Genomic DNA, 17,672 nt, shown 5'->3' with positions numbered 1-17,672 from the left:
GACTGCCCAGCCTTTATCCGCGGTTGCCGAACAGGCCGGACAGCGAGCCCAGGAGGTCGGCGGGATTGAATTGCTGGCCGGGCTGCACCGCGCCTTCCGGCGTGGCCTTGTCGACCAGTTGCGGCAGCAGGGCCGACAGCGAATCCAGCACGGAGGTGGTGTCCTGTCCCGTCTTGGCCGCCAGTTCGTTCACGACGCCGGGGTCCAGCACGGAACCGAGCTGGTCAGGGCTGACGGGCAGATTCTGGCCCGTGCCCACCCAGGACGCCACCACTTCGCCCAGCCCGCCCTTCTGAAAGCTGGCGATCAGACCGGTCAGACCGCCCGGGTATTTGTTCAGTTGCTCGATCAGCGCGGGCAGCAGCGAGGCCGAACCGCCTTGCTGACCGCCGCCGGCCATCGAGGCCAAAGTGTCCAATAGGCTCATTGCCGCGCTCCTGAAAAAGTCGGGAAATCAGTATAGGCCGATGAAAAGCGCGGTGTACGGCAATGCTGTTGCCGCCCACGACGACTTTGCAAAAGTTGTAAATCGCGGGGACGGTTCATGCTTTTGGATAGTGCTTTTGGTTCAGCGCTTCGGCGCGGGCGTCGACGCTTTCAGCGCCTTCAGCGCCTTCAGCGCCTTCTGGCCCGCGCGCCCGTCCGGCGGCAGGCCGAGTTCGCGCTGCGCGGCCTGCAAGGCCTGGCGCGTGCGGGCGCCGATCATGCCGTCGGGCTCGCCCAGCTCATAGCCGCGCGCGATCAAGAGGCGCTGCAATTCACGCCTTTCGGCGCGCGACAACCCCGGATCGTCCGTGGGCCAGGCCTGGAGCAGCGGGCCGCCGCCGCGCAGGCGGTCCGACAGATGCGCGATGGCCAGCGCATAGCTTTCGGCGGCGTTGTACGAATACAGGGCGTCGAAATTGCGCGTCACCAAAAACGCCGGCCCGTTGCGGCCCGCCGGCAGCAGCAGGCCGGCCGGCGTATCGCCGCCGGGCAGCGCCTGCCCATCGGCGCGCGTCACGCCCTGTTTCACCCACGACGACATGGGACGCTTGTTCTTGCGGCCCGCGCCGGACGTGTCCAGTTTCGCGGGCAGCTTGACCTCGTAGCCCCACGCCAGCGCCGGATTCCAGCCCGCGCGCTTCAAGAAATTCGCCGTCGACGCCAGCGCGTCCGGCACGCTGTCGACCAGATCGCGCCTGCCGTCGCCGTCAAAATCCACAGCCAGCCGAAGATACGTGGATGGCATGAACTGCGTCTGGCCGAACGCGCCGGCCCAGGAGCCCACCAGGCGCTCGGGCGCGATGTGTTCGTCCTGGATGATTCTCAGCGTGGAAAAGAACTCGCCCCGGAAATACGCCTGACGCCGGCCGTAGCACGACAGCGTGGACAAAGACGTCAGCAGCGGCCGTCCGCCCAGCGTGCGGCCAAAATTGCTTTCCACGCCCCACACCGCGGCAATCGTGGCCGGGTCCACGCCGTATCGCTGCGACGCGCGGTCCAGTTCGGACTGCCAACGCGCCATGCCGGCCTGCCCGTCCGCCACGCGCTCGTCGTCCACCAGGCCCGCCATGTAGTCCCAGATGGGCGTCTTGAACTCCGGCTGCGCGTCCAGCAGATCGATCACCGCCATGTCGGGCGCGAGCTGCGCCGTGTGCGTGTCGAAGGTTGCCGCCGACACGCCGGCCTTCATGGCGGGCGCGCGCAACTGCGACAGGCAGGCGGCAAAGTCGCCGGCGGCAAGCGCCGCGGGCGCCGGCAGGATCAGCGCGGCGGTCACCGGCAGGAGCCGCGCGGCGGTCGTCACCGCGCGGGTTACAGCCGTATTCAACCGCGCGCGGCGCAACAGGGATTTCATGCTTGGGATTCCTTGGGAGGTGCGATCGCGGCATCGCCTTGCAGGCGCCGCGTCCAGTCTTCGACTTCGCCGGCGCGGGCACGCTTTTCAAAGAGCGCGCGCCAGTTCGGCGACAGCTCGGGCAATTCCGCCAGCGCGTGCAGCACGTCCGGGTCCAGCACGCGGCGGTTCAGGATGTCCTGCACGCGCGCCAGCGACCATTGCGGATGCAGGCGCTTGTGCAACGTCAGCGTGTCGCCCGGCGCCAGCCAGCCGGTTTGCAGCACGCGGTAGTACCAGCCCGTCATGCCGCTGGCCTGCACCTGCGCGGCCATGCCCTTGTGCTGGAACCGGTGATCCAGCTTCCAGCACGGCTGGCGCGCCTGCGACACCTGGATCAACGCGGTGCCCGCGCGATAGACGTCGCCCACACACACGTCGCTTTCGGTCACGCCGGTGGTGGAGATGTTTTCGCCGAAGGCGCCCGGCGCGCGCAGCACCGCGCGTTCGCCCAGCGTCTGCAGCCAGGCGGGATAGTGGTCGCGCGCGTAATGATGCAGCGCCTTTTCCGGGCCGCCATGAAAGCGCCGGTCTGCCTGCGCGTCCCCGTCCAGTCCTTCCAGACCCAGCCAGCGCCGCTCGCCGACCGGATGCTTGTCGATGCCGCTGTCGCGTCCCGAATCGCCCAGCGGCCGCACGGCGCCTGTCAGCAGCGCGTCGATTGTGATGTCCATTGTCCTGTCGTCCAATCAGCCGGCCTGCAGCGCGGCAAGCTCGTCGTCGTCGAATCCGGCGGCGCGGCGCGCCTCCAGGTTGAAGGGGCCGCGCAGGCGCGGCGCCTGATAGCGCGCCGCCAGTTCGGCATAGCAGGCCACCGGCTCCTTGCCCGCCAGCGCGCACTGCTGTTTGTACCAATGATTGCCGATGGCAACGTGGCCGATCTCGTCGCGCAGGATGATGTCGACGATGGCCGCGCTTTGCGCGTCGCCCGCGCCGGCCAGCTTGTTGCGGATCATGGGCGACGCGTCCAGGCCGCGCGCTTCCAGCGTGCGCGGCACGAGCGCCAGACGCGCCAGCAGGTCGTCCTGCGTGCGCTCGGCCATGTCCCACAATCCGTTGTGCGCGGGGAAGTCGCCGTATTCATAGCCAAGCGTGTCCAGCCGCTGGCGCAGCAAATCAAAATGCAGCGCCTCTTCGCGCGCGACGCGCAGCCAGTCGCGGTAGAACGCCTCGGGCATGCCGGCAAACCGCCACATGATGTCCAGCGCAAGGTTCACGGCGTTGAATTCGATATGGGCCAGCGCGTGCAGGAGCGCCGCCCGGCCTTCCTGCGTGGCCATGGATCGATGGCGGACCTCGGCCGGCGCGACCAGTTCTGGCCGTGGCGGGCGGCCGGGCAATCCCGCGATGGGCGCAAGAACGCGCTCGCAATCCAGCCGCGCGTCGTCGGCAATGGCGCGCACGCCCGCCAGCTTGTCTGGCCAGGACGTGGCGGCCAGCGCCGCCAGCGCCTGCTCGCGCATGCCGTGCGTATCGTCCTCCTGCCCGCCGGGGGCAGTCTTGCTGCTGTCCATGTTGCCGTCGTTCCCGGGCGCCGCGTGGACGCCTCAAATCCCTGTCATTGCCATGGCTTGCGCGCCATGTGATCCCGAAGACTTTATCATTCGCGGATGGATCCCCTGCGCCTTACCTTGGAAACCGATCTGTCCCGCATCGACGCCCGGCAATGGGACGCGCTGGCCGGAGACCAACCCTTTTTGCGGCACGCCTTTCTGCTCGCCCTGCACGACACCGGCTGCGCATCTCGCCAGACGGGCTGGGCGCCGCATTTCCTGGCGCTGTGGCGCGACGACGTGCTGGCAGGCGCGGTGCCGCTCTACCTGAAGTCGCATTCGCGCGGCGAGTATGTGTTCGACTACGCGTGGGCCGACGCCTTCCAGCGCCACGGCATGCGCTACTACCCCAAGCTGTTGTCGGCCATTCCGTTCACGCCGGTCACCGGCCCGCGGCTGCTCGCCGCCAACGAAGAAGACCGCGCGACGCTGGTGCGCGGGCTGGTGGCGTTTGCCGAAGAGGTCAACGTGTCGTCGTTACACGTGCTGTTTCCGGCCGACGCCGACATGCACGCGCTGCGGGAGGCGGGCTTCATGATCCGCGAGAGCGTGCAATTCCACTGGACCAACGCGGGCTATGCCGACTTCGACACGTTCCTGGCCACCATGAGCCACGACAAGCGCAAGAAGATCCGCCAGGACCGCAAGAAGGTCGCCGCCGCGGGCCTTACCTTCCGCTGGATGCGCGGCGGCGAGATCGGCGAAGATGAACTGGAGTTCTTCTACGGCTGTTATTGCCGCACCTACTTCGACCACGGCAACCCGCCCTATCTGAGCCGCGAGTTCTTCGAGCAGGCGCACCGCGACCAGCCCGATGCCTTCGTGCTGATCCTGGCCGAACGCGATGGCGTGCCGGTCGCGTCGGCGCTCAACCTGGCGGGCGGCGACGCGTTGTATGGGCGTTACTGGGGCGCGACGGAATACGTGCCGGGGCTGCACTTCGAGACCTGCTACATGCAGTCCATCGCCTATTGCATCGCGAATGGCATCGAACGCTTCGAAGGCGGCGCGCAAGGCGAACACAAGATGGCGCGCGGCTTGCTGCCCACGCCGACGTGGTCAGCGCACTGGGTGGCGCACCCAGGGTTCGCCGAGGCGATCCAGAACTTCCTGGACGAGGAAACCGCGGCGGTGACGGACTATCTGGGCGAGCTGGAATCGCACACGCCGTTCAAGGGGCGGGGTGTCTGACACCGCCCCAAGAACGACCGCCTGAACCGTCAGAGAAACCGGTCCAGCAGCTTGCGGCTGTGCTTGTCCAGCGACTGGATGTCGCGCACCAGATAGAAGATGCCGTGGTTGTCGGCGATGAGCAGCGTCTGGGGGGACAGGCGGCGGATGTCTTCTTCGCCGCGTAGCGTGAACGAGGTCGGGCCGCGGTCTGTGTCCACCTTCCAGACGCTCGGCGTGGCGTAGGTCGACACGCTGGACAGCTTGCGGATTTCGGGCATGAACTCGCGGCTGGCGAGTTCCTCTTCGATCAGGGCGCGCGGCTCGGCAGGGACGTCGGACAGGTGTTCGATCCACAGCAGCTCGTGCCCGTCGGTGGTCACCAGCGAGAGGCCGCGGCCCGCCTCGCTGATCGGGAAGGCGCGCACCGGAATGACGCCTTCGTGCGATTCGCCGTCGGCGGACTGGAACTCCAGGCGTCCGAAGGCATTGCGGCGCAATTGAAAGAACGGCAAGGTCATGGCGAGAATTCCGTTTCCGCGTCAGGCCACGGCGGCCATGTCTTCGCTGCCCGAAGACTGGGCGTCGGCTTCCGCCTGGCGCGCCTGCGCCTGATAGAGGCGATAGTAGGCGCCCTCGCGGGCCATCAGTTCTTCGTGCGGTCCCTGCTCCACGATCTGGCCGCGGTCCAGGACCACCAGCCGGTCGGCTTTGCGCAGCGTGCTCAGGCGGTGCGCAATCGCGATGGTGGTGCGGCCACGAACCAGGTTGTCCAGCGCCTTCTGAATCTCTTTCTCGGTCGTGGTGTCCACCGACGACGTGGCTTCGTCCAGGATCAGGATGCGCGGGTCGATCAGCAGGGCGCGCGCGATCGAGATGCGCTGGCGCTCGCCGCCGGACAGGGCCTGGCCGCGTTCGCCCACCAGCGAGTCATAGCCGTGCGGCAGACGCAGGATGAACTCGTGCGCATGCGCGGCGCGCGCCGCGGCCACGATCTCGTCGCGCGTGGCGTCCGGGCGGCCGTAGGCGATGTTCTCGGCGATGGTGCCAAAGAACAGGAACGGCTCCTGCAGCACCAGCCCGATATTGCGACGGTAATCGGCCACGCGCACCGACCGGATGTCGGCGCCGTCCACCAGCACCGCGCCTTCGGACACGTCGTAGAAGCGGCAGATCAGATTGATCAGCGTGCTCTTGCCCGAGCCGCTGTGACCCACCAGCCCGATCATCTCGCCCGGCGCGATGGTCAGATTCAACCCGCGGATGACCTGGCGGTTGCCGTATCGAAAACCCACGTCGCGCAGTTCGATGCGGCCGTTGATGTGCGGCAGCTTGGCGGGGTTCTGCGGTTCCGGCACGCTGGACACGTGATCCAGAATGTCGAAGATACGCTTGGCGCCAGCGGCAGCCTTCTGCGTGACCGACACGATGCGGCTCATGGAATCCAGGCGCAGGTAGAAGCGCCCGATATACGCCAGGAACGCAGCCAGCACGCCCACGGTGATCTGCCTTTGCGACACCTGCCAGATGCCGAAGATCCACACCACCAACAGGCCTACCTCGGTCAGCAGCGTGACCGTCGGCGAGAACAGCGACCAGGTCGTGTTGACGCGATCGTTGACTTCCAGGTTGCGGTTGTTGGCTTCGCGAAAGCGCGCGACCTCGCGCTTTTCCTGGGCAAATGCCTTGACCACGCGGATGCCGGGAATGGTGTCGGCCAGCACGTTCGTGATCTCGGACCAGATGCGGTCGACCTTTTCGAAGCCATGCCGCAAGCGGTCGCGCACGGCGTGGATCATCCAGATAATGAACGGCAGCGGCACCAGCGTGACCAGCGCAAGCCACGGATTGATGCTGACCAGGATGACCGCCGTCATGACGATCATGAGGATGTCGGTGGCGAAGTCCAGCAGGTGCAGCGACAGGAATACACAGATGCGGTCGGTTTCGCTGCCGATGCGAGAAATAAGATCGCCGGTGCGCTTGCCGCCGAAATACTCAAGCGACAATTGCTGCAGGTGCGCGTAAGTGGTGGTGCGCAGATCCGCGCCGATGCGTTCGCTAACCCACGCCAGAATATACGTGCGCGCCCAACCCAATCCCCACGCCAAAATGGCCGATCCCAAGAGGCCGCCCAAATAAAGCCGCACCAGGCCGTAATCGATGGGCGCGCCGTTCTGGAACGGAATCAGCACATCGTCCATCAGCGGCATCGTCAGGTACGGCGGCACCAGCGTGGCCGCGGTGCCCAGCAGCGTCAGCAGAAACCCGGCAAACAACGGGCCGCGGTATGGCCGAGCAAAACGCCACAACCGCAGCAGCGCCCACGTCGTCGACGGCGCGGCCTGTTCCTGGTTGCACGTCGGGCATTCTTCCTCGCCCGCGGGAATGACGTTATTACAGATCGTGCAGGTGCGTTCTTCGAGCGCTTCGGCCGGCTTGCCCGACAGCCGAATCGACTGCTGAGTTTCAAACTGCGCCAACAGCCGCAACGCGGCGGGATTGCAGGCCAGCGTGAATCGCCAGACGCCCAGACGGCCGGTGTCGTCGTGCAGCTCCAGCACGGCGGCGCCGGCGTGGTCGCTGAGAGATAGCTTCAATTGAGGGCCGTATGGCCAGGATTCCCAACCGGAATCGTCGGGAAGGCGGGCGATCAGCCGTTGATCGGTCACGGCGACCAGACCCGGCTGGAATTTCAAACGCTGATCGAGGTCTATTTCGACCCAGGCCAGTAGGGTTTCGTCATCCGCCAGTTCGGTGCGGAATTCATCCTGCCAGCGGGCAGGAAATGCGTCGGCAAGGCCGGAAAGCATGTGTGGTTTTTTCATTGGAACGCATACCGGGCCAGGACTCTGCCCTACTAGGCGGCAACCGGTTTGACGCCGTCGGCGGCAAACGTGTCCCTTCCTTACAACACAACGAGTTCACGCCATGAAGGCGTCGTATAGTATCAGCCGATTTTTCTAATCAGGAATATCTGGGATCCCCCACTCGTTGGCATTATTCTTAAGGCGCAACCCCAATAAATTCGCGGTCTTGCATAGGGGCGTCCGCGCGTGCCAACCTGCTTCTCGAGCAAATTAAAACATGAAAAAGAAAGACATTGAATTTATCGATGTCGTGGCTTTGCGCGGCCCGAACATTTGGACGTATCGCCCGGTCCTTGAAGCATGGGTGGATATCGGCGAACTGGAGGAATACCCCTCCAACACGATTCCCGGGTTTTATGAGCGGCTGACCGAATGGCTGCCGACGCTGATCGAACATCGATGCAGCCCTGGCGTGCGCGGCGGTTTTCTGGCCCGCCTGAAAGAAGGCACGTGGCCCGGCCACATTCTTGAGCATGTCACCCTTGAATTGCAGAACCTGGCCGGCTTGCGCGGCGGCTTCGGCAAGGCGCGCGAGACCTCCAAGCGCGGCGTCTACAAGGTCGTCGTGCGCGCCTGGCAGGAACAGGTCACCCGCACCGCCTTGAACGAAGCGCGCGACCTCGTCATGGCCGCGATCGAGGACCGGCCGTTCGACGTACCCGCCACCGTGGCCAAGCTGCGCAGCCTGGTCGACCGCCATTGCCTCGGTCCCAGCACCGCCTGCATCGTCGATGCGGCCGATGATCGCGATATTCCCTATATCCGTCTTTTTGAGGGCAACCTCGTCCAATTCGGCTACGGCTCGGCGCAGCGCCGCATCTGGACGGCCGAGACCGATCGCACCAGCGCCATCGCCGAAGGCATTTCGCGCGACAAGGACCTGACCAAGGAACTGCTGTCGACCTGCGGCGTGCCGGTTCCTGAAGGCCGTCTGGTCGAAAGCGAGGAAGACGCCTGGGATGCCGCCGAAGACATCGGCCTGCCCGTGGTGGTCAAGCCATACGACGGCAACCATGGCCGCGGCGTCTTCACCAATCTGACGACGCGCGAGGAAGTGGTCTCGGCCTACCGTGTCGCCGTGGACGAAGGCAGCGGCGTCATCGTCGAACGCTTCGTGCTGGGCAACGAACACCGCCTGCTGGTGGTGGGCAACCGCATGGTCGCGGCCGCCGCCGGCGAACCGGCGTGGGTGACGGGCGACGGCAAGTCGACCATCACCGAGCTTATCGACAGCCAGATCAATACCGACCCGCGCCGCGGCCGCACCGAAAACCATCCGCTCAATCCCGTGCGCCTGGATTCCGCCGCCCGGCTGGAAATCGCGCGCCAGGGTCTGTCGGAAGACAGCGTGCCGCCTGAAGGCCAGCGTGTGCTGGTGCAGCGCAGCGGCAACGTCGCGTTCGACGTGACCGATCGCGTCCACCCCAGCGTGGCCGCCACCGTGACGCTGGCTGCGCGCATCGTCGGCCTGGATATCGCCGGCGTGGACCTCGTGGCCGAAGACATCACGCGCCCGCTGGATGAACAGCGCGGCGCCATCGTCGAAGTCAATGCCGGACCGGGTCTTCTGATGCACCTGAAGCCCGCCGACGGCACGCCGCGTCCCGTGGGCCGCGCCATCGTCGACCACCTCTTCCCCGAGGGCGACGCAGGCCGCATTCCCATCGTGGGCGTGACGGGCACCAACGGCAAGACCGTCGTCGCCCGCCTGGTGGCACGCCTGTTGCACCTGTCCGGCAAGCGCACCGGCCTCGCGTGCAGCGAAGGCCTTTATCTGGACCGCCGTCTTGTGCAAAAGGGCGATCGCGCCGACTACGCGTCGGGCACGCGCCTGCTCATGAACCGCAACGTGGACGCCGCCGTCATCGAGAACGACAGCGGCGTGATCCTTGGCCAGGGCCTGGCCTACGACCGCTGCCAGGTCGGCGTGGTCACCAACATCGACGACGGCGATCATCTCGGCGACTTCGACATCAACGAAACGGAACGCCTGTTCAACGTGTTCCGCACGCAGGTGGACGTGGTCCTGCCCGATGGCGTGGCCGTGCTGAACGCGCGCGATCCGCGGGTCGTGGAAATGGCCGAGCTCTGCGACGGCGGCGTGATCTTCTTTGGCATCGACCCCGCCCTGCCCGCCATCGTGCAGCACCTGGCCCAGGACGGACGCGCGGTGTTCGTGCGCGACGGCAGCATCGTGCTGGCGCACGGAGGCCAGGAAGAATGCCTGGCCGACGTGGCCGCCATTCCGCTGACGCACGGCGGCCGCGTGGCCTTCCAGGTCGAAAACGTGCTGGCGGCCGTGGGTTCTGCGTGGGCGCTGGACATCCCGGTGGAACTGATCCGCGCCGGCATCGAGACCTTCGACATCGACCAGGCCGACGCGCCCTGGCAGTTCACGCTGTTCGAGCGCAATGGCGCCACCGTCGTGGTGGACGACGTGCACAACGCGTCCGCGCTGCGCCCGCTTATCACGGCCATCGACCAGTTCCCCGCCACCCGCCGTGCCGCCGTCTACTCGGCCGGCGCGGACCGCCGCGACGCGGACCTGATCGAACAGGGCAAGCTGCTTGGCGACGCCTTTGACCGCGTCGTTCTGTATGACGACGCGACCGTGCGCAGCAAGCGCGCCGACGGCGAGGCCCGCGCGCTGCTGCGCCAGGGCCTGGCGCAAGGCAGCCGCGTCAAGGACATCCAGGACGAGCCCGACCACGGCAAGGCCATCGCCAGCGTGCTGGACAGCATCGGCGCCGGCGACTTCGCCCTGCTGCAGTCCGACGAGGCGTTCTCCGGCCCGACCATCGACCTGGTCCGCCGCTGGATCCAACAAAACTGACCTTATTAGGCGCGCGGCCGCCCACGGCGGACGCGCGCCAGACGACAGGAAACCCTGCCATGGAAGTCTCCCGTATCCGAGCATTGCGCGGCCCCAATCTGTGGAGCAAGAACACCGCAATCGAGGCCATCGTGTCCTGCGGCGACGCCGAATGCTCCATCGACAACCTGCCCGAGTTCGAAGCCCGCCTGCGCGCGCGGCTGCCGCAAACCGGGCTGCTGCGCCCCGAAGGTCACCAGGGCGCGGTGTCCATCGCCCACGTGCTGCAGATCGTCGCGCTGACGATGCAGGCGCACGCCGGCTGCCCCGTCACGTTCGGCCGCACCGCCTCCACCATCGAGCCTGGCGTGTTCCAGGTCGTGGTCGAGTACAGCGAAGAAGAAGTCGGCAAGCTGGCGATGGAACTGGCGCAGGACCTCGTGCGCGCCGCGCTCGATGACACGCCGTTCGACATTGCCGACGCCTTGAAGCGCCTGCGCGAACTGGATGAAGACGTGCGCCTGGGGCCCAGCACCGGATCCATCGTGAACGCCGCGACGACCCGCAACATCCCCTACCGCCGTCTCACGCAGGGCAGCATGGTGCAATTCGGCTGGGGCAGCAAGCAGCGCCGCATCCAGGCCGCCGAAACCGACCTGACCAGCGCCATCTCCGAATCCATCGCGCAGGACAAGGACCTGACCAAGATGCTGCTGGACGCCGCCGGCGTGCCGGTGCCGATGGGCCGTTCCGTGACCACCGCCGAAGAAGCCTGGGAAGCGGCGCAGGAACTGGGCGGCCCGGTCGTGGTCAAGCCGCGCGACGGCAGCCAGGGCCGCGGTGTTGCCGTCAACATCGAGACCCGCGAGCGCGTGATCCAGGCCTTTGAAGTGGCCGAGGAAATCAGCTCCGAGGTCATCGTCGAACGCTACATTCCCGGCCATGATTTCCGCCTGCTGGTCGTGGGCGGCGCGCTGGTCGCGGCTTCGCGCCGCGATCCCCCGCAAGTCACGGGCGACGGGCAGCAAACCATCCGCCAACTGGTCGATCAGGTCAACGCCGACCCGTTGCGCGGCGATGGCCACGCCACCTCGCTCACCAAGATCCGTTTCGACGACATCGCCCTGGCGACGCTGAAAAAACAAGGCTTTGACGCCGATTCCGTGCCGCCCGCCGGCACGCTGATCTTCCTGCGCAACAACGCCAACCTGAGCACGGGCGGCTCGGCCACCGACGTGACCGACGAGGTCCACCCCGAGATGGCGGCGCGCGCGGTGTCCGCGGCCCGCATGATCGGACTGGACATCTGCGGCGTGGACGTGGTCGCCGAGACCGTGCAATACCCGCTTGAAGACCAGCACGGCGGCGTCGTGGAAGTCAACGCCGCGCCCGGCCTGCGCATGCACCTGAATCCGTCGTTCGGCAAGGGCCGCGCGGTGGGCGAAGCCATCATCGCGAACATGTTCGCGGACGGCGACGACGGCCGCATTCCGGTCGTGGCCGTCGCGGGCACCAACGGCAAGACCACCACGGTCCGCCTGACCGCGCACCTTTTGGGCGCGGCCGGCAACCGCGTGGGCATGACGAACTCGGACGGCGTGTACGTCGACAACCTGCGCATCGACACCGGCGACTGCAGCGGCCCGCGCAGCGCGCGCAGCGTGCTGATGCACCCGGACGTGGATGCTGCGGTGTTTGAAACCGCGCGCGGCGGCATCCTGCGCGAAGGCCTGGCGTTTGACCGCTGCAACGTCGCCATCGTCACCAACATCGGCATGGGCGACCACCTGGGGCTGGGCTACATCAGCACGGTCGAGGACCTGGCCGTGGTCAAGCGCGTCATCGTGCAGCACGTGCATCCGTCGGGCATGGCGGTGCTGAACGCGGCCGACCCCATCGTGGCCGAGATGGCCGCGAGCTGCCCGGGCGCGATCACCTACTTCGCCGAAGACCGCAATCATCCCGTGCTGGCCACGCACCGCGCACAGGGCCTGCGTTCGGTCTACCGCGATGGCGATGCCATCGTCGCGGCGCAAGGCGCCGATGAGGTGCGCTTCCCGCTGGCCGAGATCCCGCTGACCCGCAATGGCACGATCACCTTCCAGGTCGAAAATGCGATGGCGTCGATTGCGGCGGCGTGGGCGCTGGACCTGGGCTGGGATGTCGTGCGCCGCGGCCTGGCCACGTTCGTCAACGACGCGCAGACGGCGCCCGGGCGCTTCAACGTGTTCGATTACCGTGGCGCGACGGTGATCGCCGACTACGGTCACAACCCCGACGCCATCCAGGCGCTGGTGCGTGCCGTGGACGCCATGCCTGCCAAGCGCCGCTCTGTCGTCATCAGCGGCGCGGGCGACCGCCGTGACGAAGACATCCGCATGCAGACCGAGATCCTGGGCGCGGCCTTCGACGACGTGCTGCTTTACCAGGATCAATGCCAACGCGGCCGCGCGGACGGCGAAGTGCTGGCTTTGTTGCAGCAGGGTCTGGTGGGCGCCAGCCGCACCACGCAGATCGATGAGATCCACGGCGAATTCGTGGCGATCGACACGGCGCTGGCACGCCTGAACGCTGGCGACCTGTGCCTGATCCTGGTCGATCAGGTGGAAGAAGCGCTGGACCACATCGCCAAACGCATCGCCCAGCCCTGAACAGCTTGGCGGCAAAGCGGACGGGGCGCTCAGGCGCCCCGTTTTTTGTCCGGCTATGCCGCCGCTAGCCGTGCGGTGACGCGACGGGCGCCGCAGCCTGATACCGGTCAGTCACGTGCGTGCACCCCACGGCCGCCAAGGCGCCAAGCGCCAGCAAGATGGCGCTGCAAAGTCGTTTCGTCATGCGAATGTTTCTCCCTTTGCGAGTCGAACCGCCAGCCGGTTCCGTGTGGACTATACCGGCATGCGCCCTGCCCGGCCAGCCGCGCCAGCACTGGCTTTCGAGCGGATCGGTTACTAGCCGCGCACAAAAGGGGTCAAATCGTTGCTCAAATGTAACTTGGCCAAATTGCTCCCGGAACGCGATTTCCCGTCGCAAATCCGGGGCATTTTCCCTAGCGGCGCAGTTACATTTCCCCACAGCGTCGTTTGACAGCCCCTGGGGGCGACTCGTAGCTTAGAACCTAGCTGATCAGTGCCCAACACACCGCGTCCCGGCAGCTTCATAGGCCATGAACCTGCCGCCGCACGTAACCAGAGAGAGGTCACCATGAACAACGACATCATCGCCGGAAAGTGGAAGCAACTGACGGGCAAGGCCAAGGCGGCCTGGGGTGAACTCACCGACGACGAACTGACCCGTACCGAAGGCAACGCCGAGCGTCTGGCTGGTCTGATCCAGGAACGCTACGGCAAGACCAAGGATGAGGCGCAAAAGGAAGTCCGCGACTTCTTCGACCGCAATCCCTGATTCCCATAACCACCAGGAGAAGCTGACATGTTGCATTACGCCGTAGTTTTCTTCGTTATCGCGATCATCGCGGCTGTCCTGGGGTTCGGCGGCATCGCCGCCGGCGCCGCGGGGATTGCCAAGATCCTGTTCTTCGTCTTTCTGGTCCTGGCTCTGCTGTCCATTCTGGGCGGCGCCTTCCGCAAGAAATAGAACCCGCATCTGAGCATTAGTAGATCGTCATAGCGTCACGAACGCGCTGAACACCAAGAAAAAGGAGCATTACTATGGAAATTCGCAAGCTGATCGCCGCCACCGCACTGGGTACTGGCGCTGTCTTCACTTCCATGGCTTTTGCCGCCGATGACGGCAAGCCGAAACAGTCCGTGGGTGAATACGCGTCCGACGCCACCGTGACCACCAAGGTCAAGGCCGCCTTTGTTGCCGACAAGCAGCTGAGCGCCCTGGAAATCGCCGTCGAAACCAACAACGGCGAAGCCACGCTGACCGGCACCGTGGGCACCGCTGCCGAAGCGGATCACGCCGCCAAGGTCGCCCGTGGCGTTGAAGGCGTCAAGCAGGTCAAAAACAACATCAAGGTTGATCCGGCCAAGAACCGCAAGTAATCACGGCATCGCATTAAACGACGCCTGATTTGAAAACGGCGCCTGTGCAAACACAGGCGCCGTTTTCACGTCTGCCCTCTACCTGCGTGCTTTCTGAAATGTGACTACTACAGCGTGACAGCGCCCCGGCCGATTTCCAGCGCGCGTCCGCCCACCTGGATGCGGGCGTCAGTCGAGACATCCAGCTGCAGGCGGCACGGGCGGCCGGTCTGATCGCCCTGCTCGACCAGCACGCTCGCCGGCAGCGCGGCCTTGCGATGCAGCAGCCAGCCGCCCAGGTTGGCGCAGGCCGAACCGGTGCCCGGATCCTCGTTGATCGCACCGCCCGGTGTGGCGTAGAAGTAGCGGGCCACGACGACTTGCCGGCCCGCCTGAACGTTGCCTTCGTCAAACGCAAACAGATAGAGCGACTTGCGCTCAAGGCTGCTGGTCTGCCAGCGGCCGAGCAGCGACGCGTCCGGCTTGGCCCGGCGCACCGCGTCCACGCTGGCGAGCGGCACGAGCAACTGGTCCGCGCCGGTGTCCACCCAGATCGGGTCGGCCAGCAGGTCGTTTGCGCCCAGACCCACCAGCCCGGCGATGCCGGCGGGATCCAGCTTGGGCGCGGCGGTGCGCACTCCGCCGGGACACGGCGCGGTGAAGGTCCACGCGTCGTCGCTGGCCGACAGCGGCACGACGCCGGCCTGAAATTCCAACGTCAACGCATCACCGGTCTGCCGAAGGTCGCGCACGACCTGCGCGGTGCCAATGGCGGGATGCCCGGCGAACTTCATTTCAAACCCCGGCGTGAAGACGCGCACGCGCGCGGCGGCCCGCTCGGAGGGCAGGATGAACGTGGTTTCAGACAGATTGAATTGCGCCGCGAGATTGAGCATGGTGGCGTCGTCCATGCCGCGGGCATCTTCAAACACGCAGAGCTGATTGCCGCTGAACGTGGAAGACGCAAATACGTTAAGAAGCCGGAACGCGTAGGAAGTCATGGCAAAAAGCAGTCAGGGGAATTGCCGGCGGCGCCGGCGCAGTCCCCAACTGTATCGCAGCGTCCGGGCGGACGCTTACCAGACCGCGAAGAACAGCACCCAGGCAATGCAGAACGGCGCCAGGCCCGCGGCCAGCACCAGACCCGCGGCAACCTTGCGCGCCATGCCGACCGGACGCGCGTTCAGCAGCCGCGCGTAAAGACGCAGCGTCCACAACACCGCCAGCGTCAGCAGCGTGAACCGCACCGGCGTCGCCCACGCCGCCTGCACGCCTTCATGCTTGAGCAGCGTGATCGTCGTGGCGGACAGGCCCAGGAACACGCCAATGCCGGCAGACGGGATCAGCGCCTGCGCCAGCTTGTGCAGGCCGGCCCGCCCCCAGCGCGATACCGGTGCATGGGCGGCATGGGAATTGACGGGCGCCGGCGGCACGGGTGCTGCAGGGGCAATGCGGTCGGCGATCCACAGCGACAGGAACGTTGCGCCGCCCACGCATACCGTGGCGCCGACGACAAAGAGCAGGATGCCGGCGCCGTCCAGCCACGAGAAGCTGTCGTTCACGTCCGGGTAGTGAGTCAGGATGAACCACGGCGCGTTGTCCATCAACGGCCACAGGATGTCGTGCTCGACCAGCCAGGTCGCGGCCCACTGCTTGGCCGTCACGAACCACGGGCTGGCGCTCCAGAGGAACGCGCCGATCGCAATACCCATCAGGCCGAAGCACAGCAATGCCGTCTGCCACGGATCGCCGTCGGCCACGTGCACGATCTCTTCTTCGGGCGAGCGGGGGGTCAGTGCAATGGCGCCGCGATAGCCACTGCACCGTCCACAGACGTGGCAGTCGCCCGCGCCTTTCATGTGACGCAGCGGCACCAGCGGCGCACAGTTGATGGGCTCGATGCGGATGACGGGATGACGCCACTTTTCCTCGTCGACCTTGAAGTGCCAGGGCGCCAGCTTGGCCAGCAGGTTGAACACGCCATTGACCGGGCACAGGTACTTGCACCACACGCGTTTGCTGCGGCCATAGCGCCAGCCGACGATCATGGCCGCCACGGTGGACCCGCCCAGCACGGCCAGCACGGCCAGCGGGTATTGATAGACGCTGACGAGCTGGCCGTAGATGGTGGTCAGCGCGAAGGCCACGAACGGCCAGCCGCCCCAGCGCATCCACTTCGGGATGGCACGGCCCTGGCCGCGCTCGCTGGCCCATTCGGTCAGCATGCCTTCCGGACAAAGCCAGCCGCACCACGCGCGTCCCAGGATCGGCATCGAGATCAGGACGAACGGCCACCACACGCCCCAGAACGCGAACTGCGCCACGACGGTCAGGTTGTTGAACACCGACGCCGCGTTGTCGGGCAGCGGCAAGAGCACGGGCACGATGAGGAGGAACGCGTACAACGCGACAATGCCCCACTGCAGCTTGCGCAACAGCGGGGCATGGTCACGGAGGAAGTCGGCGATGCGGGAGGTTGCCCTCCCGAGTGCAGCAGCCATGGTCAAACCTTAAGAAATTCAGTCCGGAGAAAACACCGGAATCAGGATGCTCCCCGGGCCGCGGCCACGGGCGCGGGCCGTCCGCCCGCCCAGCGCAGCAGCGCCCAGACGATGATCCAGTACGCGATCCACAGCAGCAGCGAGGACAGTGCAGGCAGCGCGCGGTAACCCGCGAAGTCGGCCAGCACCTTGCCAATGCCCGTGCTGTCGCTCAGCAGCCAGGAGCTGTCCCAGACCGGGTCCACGATGGTCGGCAGGACATCCAGGGAAATCAGGTGATCCAGGCCGCCCACCAGCAGCGAGCCGGCCAGGAGCAGCAACAGGATTTCGGTCACGAAGAAGAAGCGGCGCCACGTAATGAGCTTGCCGCCCAACTGCAGCAGCCAGAACGTCAGCAGCGCCACCGCAAAACCGGCCACGCCGGCGACGGCCAGCATCAGCATGTCGCTGCCGCCCTCGCCCGCCGACACCGTGCCGTACAGGAACACGACGGTCTCGCTGCCCTCGCGAGCGACGGCGATGGCAACCAGCACAAGCAGGCCCCACCAGTTGTCGCTTGCCACGGAGGCGCGCGCGCCGCTTTCGAGTTCACCCTTGAGCGTGCGGCCGTGCTTCTTCATCCACACGACCATCTGCACCACCAGCGCGCATGCGGCCAGCGACATGATGGCCTGGAACCATTCCTGCCCTTCATCGCTCAGCCAGGACGAGACGCCCAGCAGCACCAGCGCCAGCGCCACGGCCAGGGCCAGGCCCGCCGCCACGCCGCCCCACAGGTACGGCAGCCCGCGCTTGCCTTCCGGCGTGGCGCGCAGCCACGTGTACAGGATGCCCACCACGAGCAGGGCTTCGACGCTTTCGCGCCAGACGATGAAAAGTACCTGTTCCATGCTTTGGTGCC

At 66.2% G+C, this 17,672-nt stretch carries 15 protein-coding genes; 6 read left to right on the top strand and 9 right to left on the bottom strand.

Annotated elements, in window-relative coordinates:
• Window positions 1–13: 13 nt before the first annotated feature.
• The 4 genes from CLM73_RS07170 to CLM73_RS07155 form a co-directional block, all read right to left on the bottom strand.
• Window positions 14–427, bottom strand: a complete 414-nt coding sequence (locus CLM73_RS07170; protein ID WP_105237892.1) for a YidB family protein — start codon at window positions 425–427, stop codon at window positions 14–16.
• 141 nt (window positions 428–568) lie between these two features.
• On the bottom strand, window positions 569–1,840 hold the full coding sequence (locus tag CLM73_RS07165; RefSeq protein WP_234015819.1) for a lytic murein transglycosylase: 1,272 nt from the start codon (window positions 1,838–1,840) through the stop codon (window positions 569–571).
• On the bottom strand, window positions 1,837–2,553 hold the full coding sequence (locus CLM73_RS07160; RefSeq protein WP_105237891.1) for an MOSC domain-containing protein: 717 nt from the start codon (window positions 2,551–2,553) through the stop codon (window positions 1,837–1,839). Before CLM73_RS07160 ends, CLM73_RS07165 begins: the two co-directional genes overlap by 4 nt.
• A gap of 15 nt (window positions 2,554–2,568) precedes the next feature.
• Window positions 2,569–3,393 (bottom strand): ferritin-like domain-containing protein, encoded by an 825-nt coding sequence (locus CLM73_RS07155; protein ID WP_105237890.1) that lies wholly within the window; start codon window positions 3,391–3,393, stop codon window positions 2,569–2,571.
• A 96-nt stretch (window positions 3,394–3,489) separates the two neighbouring features.
• On the opposite strand from CLM73_RS07155, the gene CLM73_RS07150 reads away from it, so the two are divergent.
• Complete coding sequence (locus tag CLM73_RS07150; RefSeq protein WP_105237889.1) at window positions 3,490–4,623, top strand: GNAT family N-acetyltransferase; 1,134 nt, start codon at window positions 3,490–3,492, stop codon at window positions 4,621–4,623.
• Window positions 4,624–4,652: 29 nt separating this feature from the next.
• On the opposite strand, the gene CLM73_RS07145 is transcribed toward CLM73_RS07150, so the two are convergent.
• Entirely contained in the window at window positions 4,653–5,123 is a 471-nt protein-coding gene (locus CLM73_RS07145; protein WP_056567726.1) for a DUF1854 domain-containing protein, read from the bottom strand.
• A 21-nt stretch (window positions 5,124–5,144) separates the two neighbouring features.
• A complete protein-coding gene (locus CLM73_RS07140) occupies window positions 5,145–7,430 on the bottom strand; it encodes an ABC transporter ATP-binding protein (RefSeq protein ID WP_105237888.1) in 2,286 nt (761 codons plus the stop codon).
• A gap of 259 nt (window positions 7,431–7,689) precedes the next feature.
• On the opposite strand from CLM73_RS07140, the gene cphA (CLM73_RS07135) reads away from it, so the two are divergent.
• The 5 genes from cphA (CLM73_RS07135) (at window position 7,690) to CLM73_RS07115 (ending at window position 14,291) form a co-directional block, all read left to right on the top strand.
• On the top strand, window positions 7,690–10,305 hold the full coding sequence (cphA, locus tag CLM73_RS07135) for a cyanophycin synthetase (RefSeq protein ID WP_105237887.1): 2,616 nt from the start codon (window positions 7,690–7,692) through the stop codon (window positions 10,303–10,305).
• Window positions 10,306–10,364: 59 nt separating this feature from the next.
• Window positions 10,365–12,935, top strand: coding sequence for a cyanophycin synthetase (gene cphA / locus CLM73_RS07130; RefSeq protein ID WP_105237886.1), 2,571 nt, complete (start codon window positions 10,365–10,367; stop codon window positions 12,933–12,935).
• 550 nt (window positions 12,936–13,485) lie between these two features.
• Window positions 13,486–13,686, top strand: a complete 201-nt coding sequence (locus CLM73_RS07125; RefSeq protein ID WP_006218180.1) for a CsbD family protein — start codon at window positions 13,486–13,488, stop codon at window positions 13,684–13,686.
• A 27-nt stretch (window positions 13,687–13,713) separates the two neighbouring features.
• Window positions 13,714–13,878 (top strand): DUF1328 domain-containing protein, encoded by a 165-nt coding sequence (locus CLM73_RS07120; RefSeq protein ID WP_006389411.1) that lies wholly within the window; start codon window positions 13,714–13,716, stop codon window positions 13,876–13,878.
• Window positions 13,879–13,952: 74 nt separating this feature from the next.
• Window positions 13,953–14,291 carry a BON domain-containing protein gene (locus CLM73_RS07115; protein ID WP_105237885.1) on the top strand — a complete coding sequence of 113 codons (339 nt, stop codon included), beginning with the start codon at window positions 13,953–13,955 and terminating at the stop codon, window positions 14,289–14,291.
• 107 nt (window positions 14,292–14,398) lie between these two features.
• On the opposite strand, the gene CLM73_RS07110 is transcribed toward CLM73_RS07115, so the two are convergent.
• From CLM73_RS07110 to CLM73_RS07100, 3 genes are all read right to left on the bottom strand, one after another.
• A complete protein-coding gene (locus tag CLM73_RS07110; RefSeq protein WP_105237884.1) occupies window positions 14,399–15,271 on the bottom strand; it encodes a PhzF family phenazine biosynthesis protein in 873 nt (290 codons plus the stop codon).
• Window positions 15,272–15,346: 75 nt separating this feature from the next.
• Window positions 15,347–16,771 (bottom strand): 4Fe-4S binding protein, encoded by a 1,425-nt coding sequence (locus CLM73_RS07105; protein ID WP_105241407.1) that lies wholly within the window; start codon window positions 16,769–16,771, stop codon window positions 15,347–15,349.
• Between the two features lie 41 nt (window positions 16,772–16,812).
• Entirely contained in the window at window positions 16,813–17,661 is an 849-nt protein-coding gene (locus tag CLM73_RS07100; RefSeq protein ID WP_105237883.1) for an FTR1 family iron permease, read from the bottom strand.
• Between the last annotated feature and the right edge of the window lie 11 nt (window positions 17,662–17,672).

It is taken from the genome of Achromobacter spanius, assembly GCF_002966795.1.
GTDB classification, from domain to species: domain Bacteria; phylum Pseudomonadota; class Gammaproteobacteria; order Burkholderiales; family Burkholderiaceae_B; genus Achromobacter; species Achromobacter spanius_D.
This window is presented reverse-complemented; position numbering and strand designations above follow the sequence as displayed.

Excerpts from the sequence above, each read along its gene's own strand:
- CLM73_RS07160 (WP_105237891.1), bottom strand. The coding sequence starts at position 2,553 with ATGGACATCACAATCGACGCGCTGCTGACAGGCGCCGTGCGGCCGCTG.
- CLM73_RS07155 (WP_105237890.1), bottom strand. The coding sequence starts at position 3,393 with ATGGACAGCAGCAAGACTGCCCCCGGCGGGCAGGAGGACGATACGCAC.
- cphA (WP_105237886.1), top strand. The coding sequence starts at position 10,365 with ATGGAAGTCTCCCGTATCCGAGCATTGCGCGGCCCCAATCTGTGGAGC.
- CLM73_RS07145 (WP_056567726.1), bottom strand. The coding sequence starts at position 5,123 with ATGACCTTGCCGTTCTTTCAATTGCGCCGCAATGCCTTCGGACGCCTG.
- CLM73_RS07125 (WP_006218180.1), top strand. The coding sequence starts at position 13,486 with ATGAACAACGACATCATCGCCGGAAAGTGGAAGCAACTGACGGGCAAG.
- CLM73_RS07115 (WP_105237885.1), top strand. The coding sequence starts at position 13,953 with ATGGAAATTCGCAAGCTGATCGCCGCCACCGCACTGGGTACTGGCGCT.
- cphA (WP_105237887.1), top strand. The coding sequence starts at position 7,690 with ATGAAAAAGAAAGACATTGAATTTATCGATGTCGTGGCTTTGCGCGGC.
- CLM73_RS07100 (WP_105237883.1), bottom strand. The coding sequence starts at position 17,661 with ATGGAACAGGTACTTTTCATCGTCTGGCGCGAAAGCGTCGAAGCCCTG.
- CLM73_RS07140 (WP_105237888.1), bottom strand. The coding sequence starts at position 7,430 with ATGAAAAAACCACACATGCTTTCCGGCCTTGCCGACGCATTTCCTGCC.
- CLM73_RS07120 (WP_006389411.1), top strand. The coding sequence starts at position 13,714 with ATGTTGCATTACGCCGTAGTTTTCTTCGTTATCGCGATCATCGCGGCT.
- CLM73_RS07170 (WP_105237892.1), bottom strand. The coding sequence starts at position 427 with ATGAGCCTATTGGACACTTTGGCCTCGATGGCCGGCGGCGGTCAGCAA.
- CLM73_RS07110 (WP_105237884.1), bottom strand. The coding sequence starts at position 15,271 with ATGACTTCCTACGCGTTCCGGCTTCTTAACGTATTTGCGTCTTCCACG.
- CLM73_RS07105 (WP_105241407.1), bottom strand. The coding sequence starts at position 16,771 with ATGGCTGCTGCACTCGGGAGGGCAACCTCCCGCATCGCCGACTTCCTC.
- CLM73_RS07165 (WP_234015819.1), bottom strand. The coding sequence starts at position 1,840 with ATGAAATCCCTGTTGCGCCGCGCGCGGTTGAATACGGCTGTAACCCGC.
- CLM73_RS07150 (WP_105237889.1), top strand. The coding sequence starts at position 3,490 with ATGGATCCCCTGCGCCTTACCTTGGAAACCGATCTGTCCCGCATCGAC.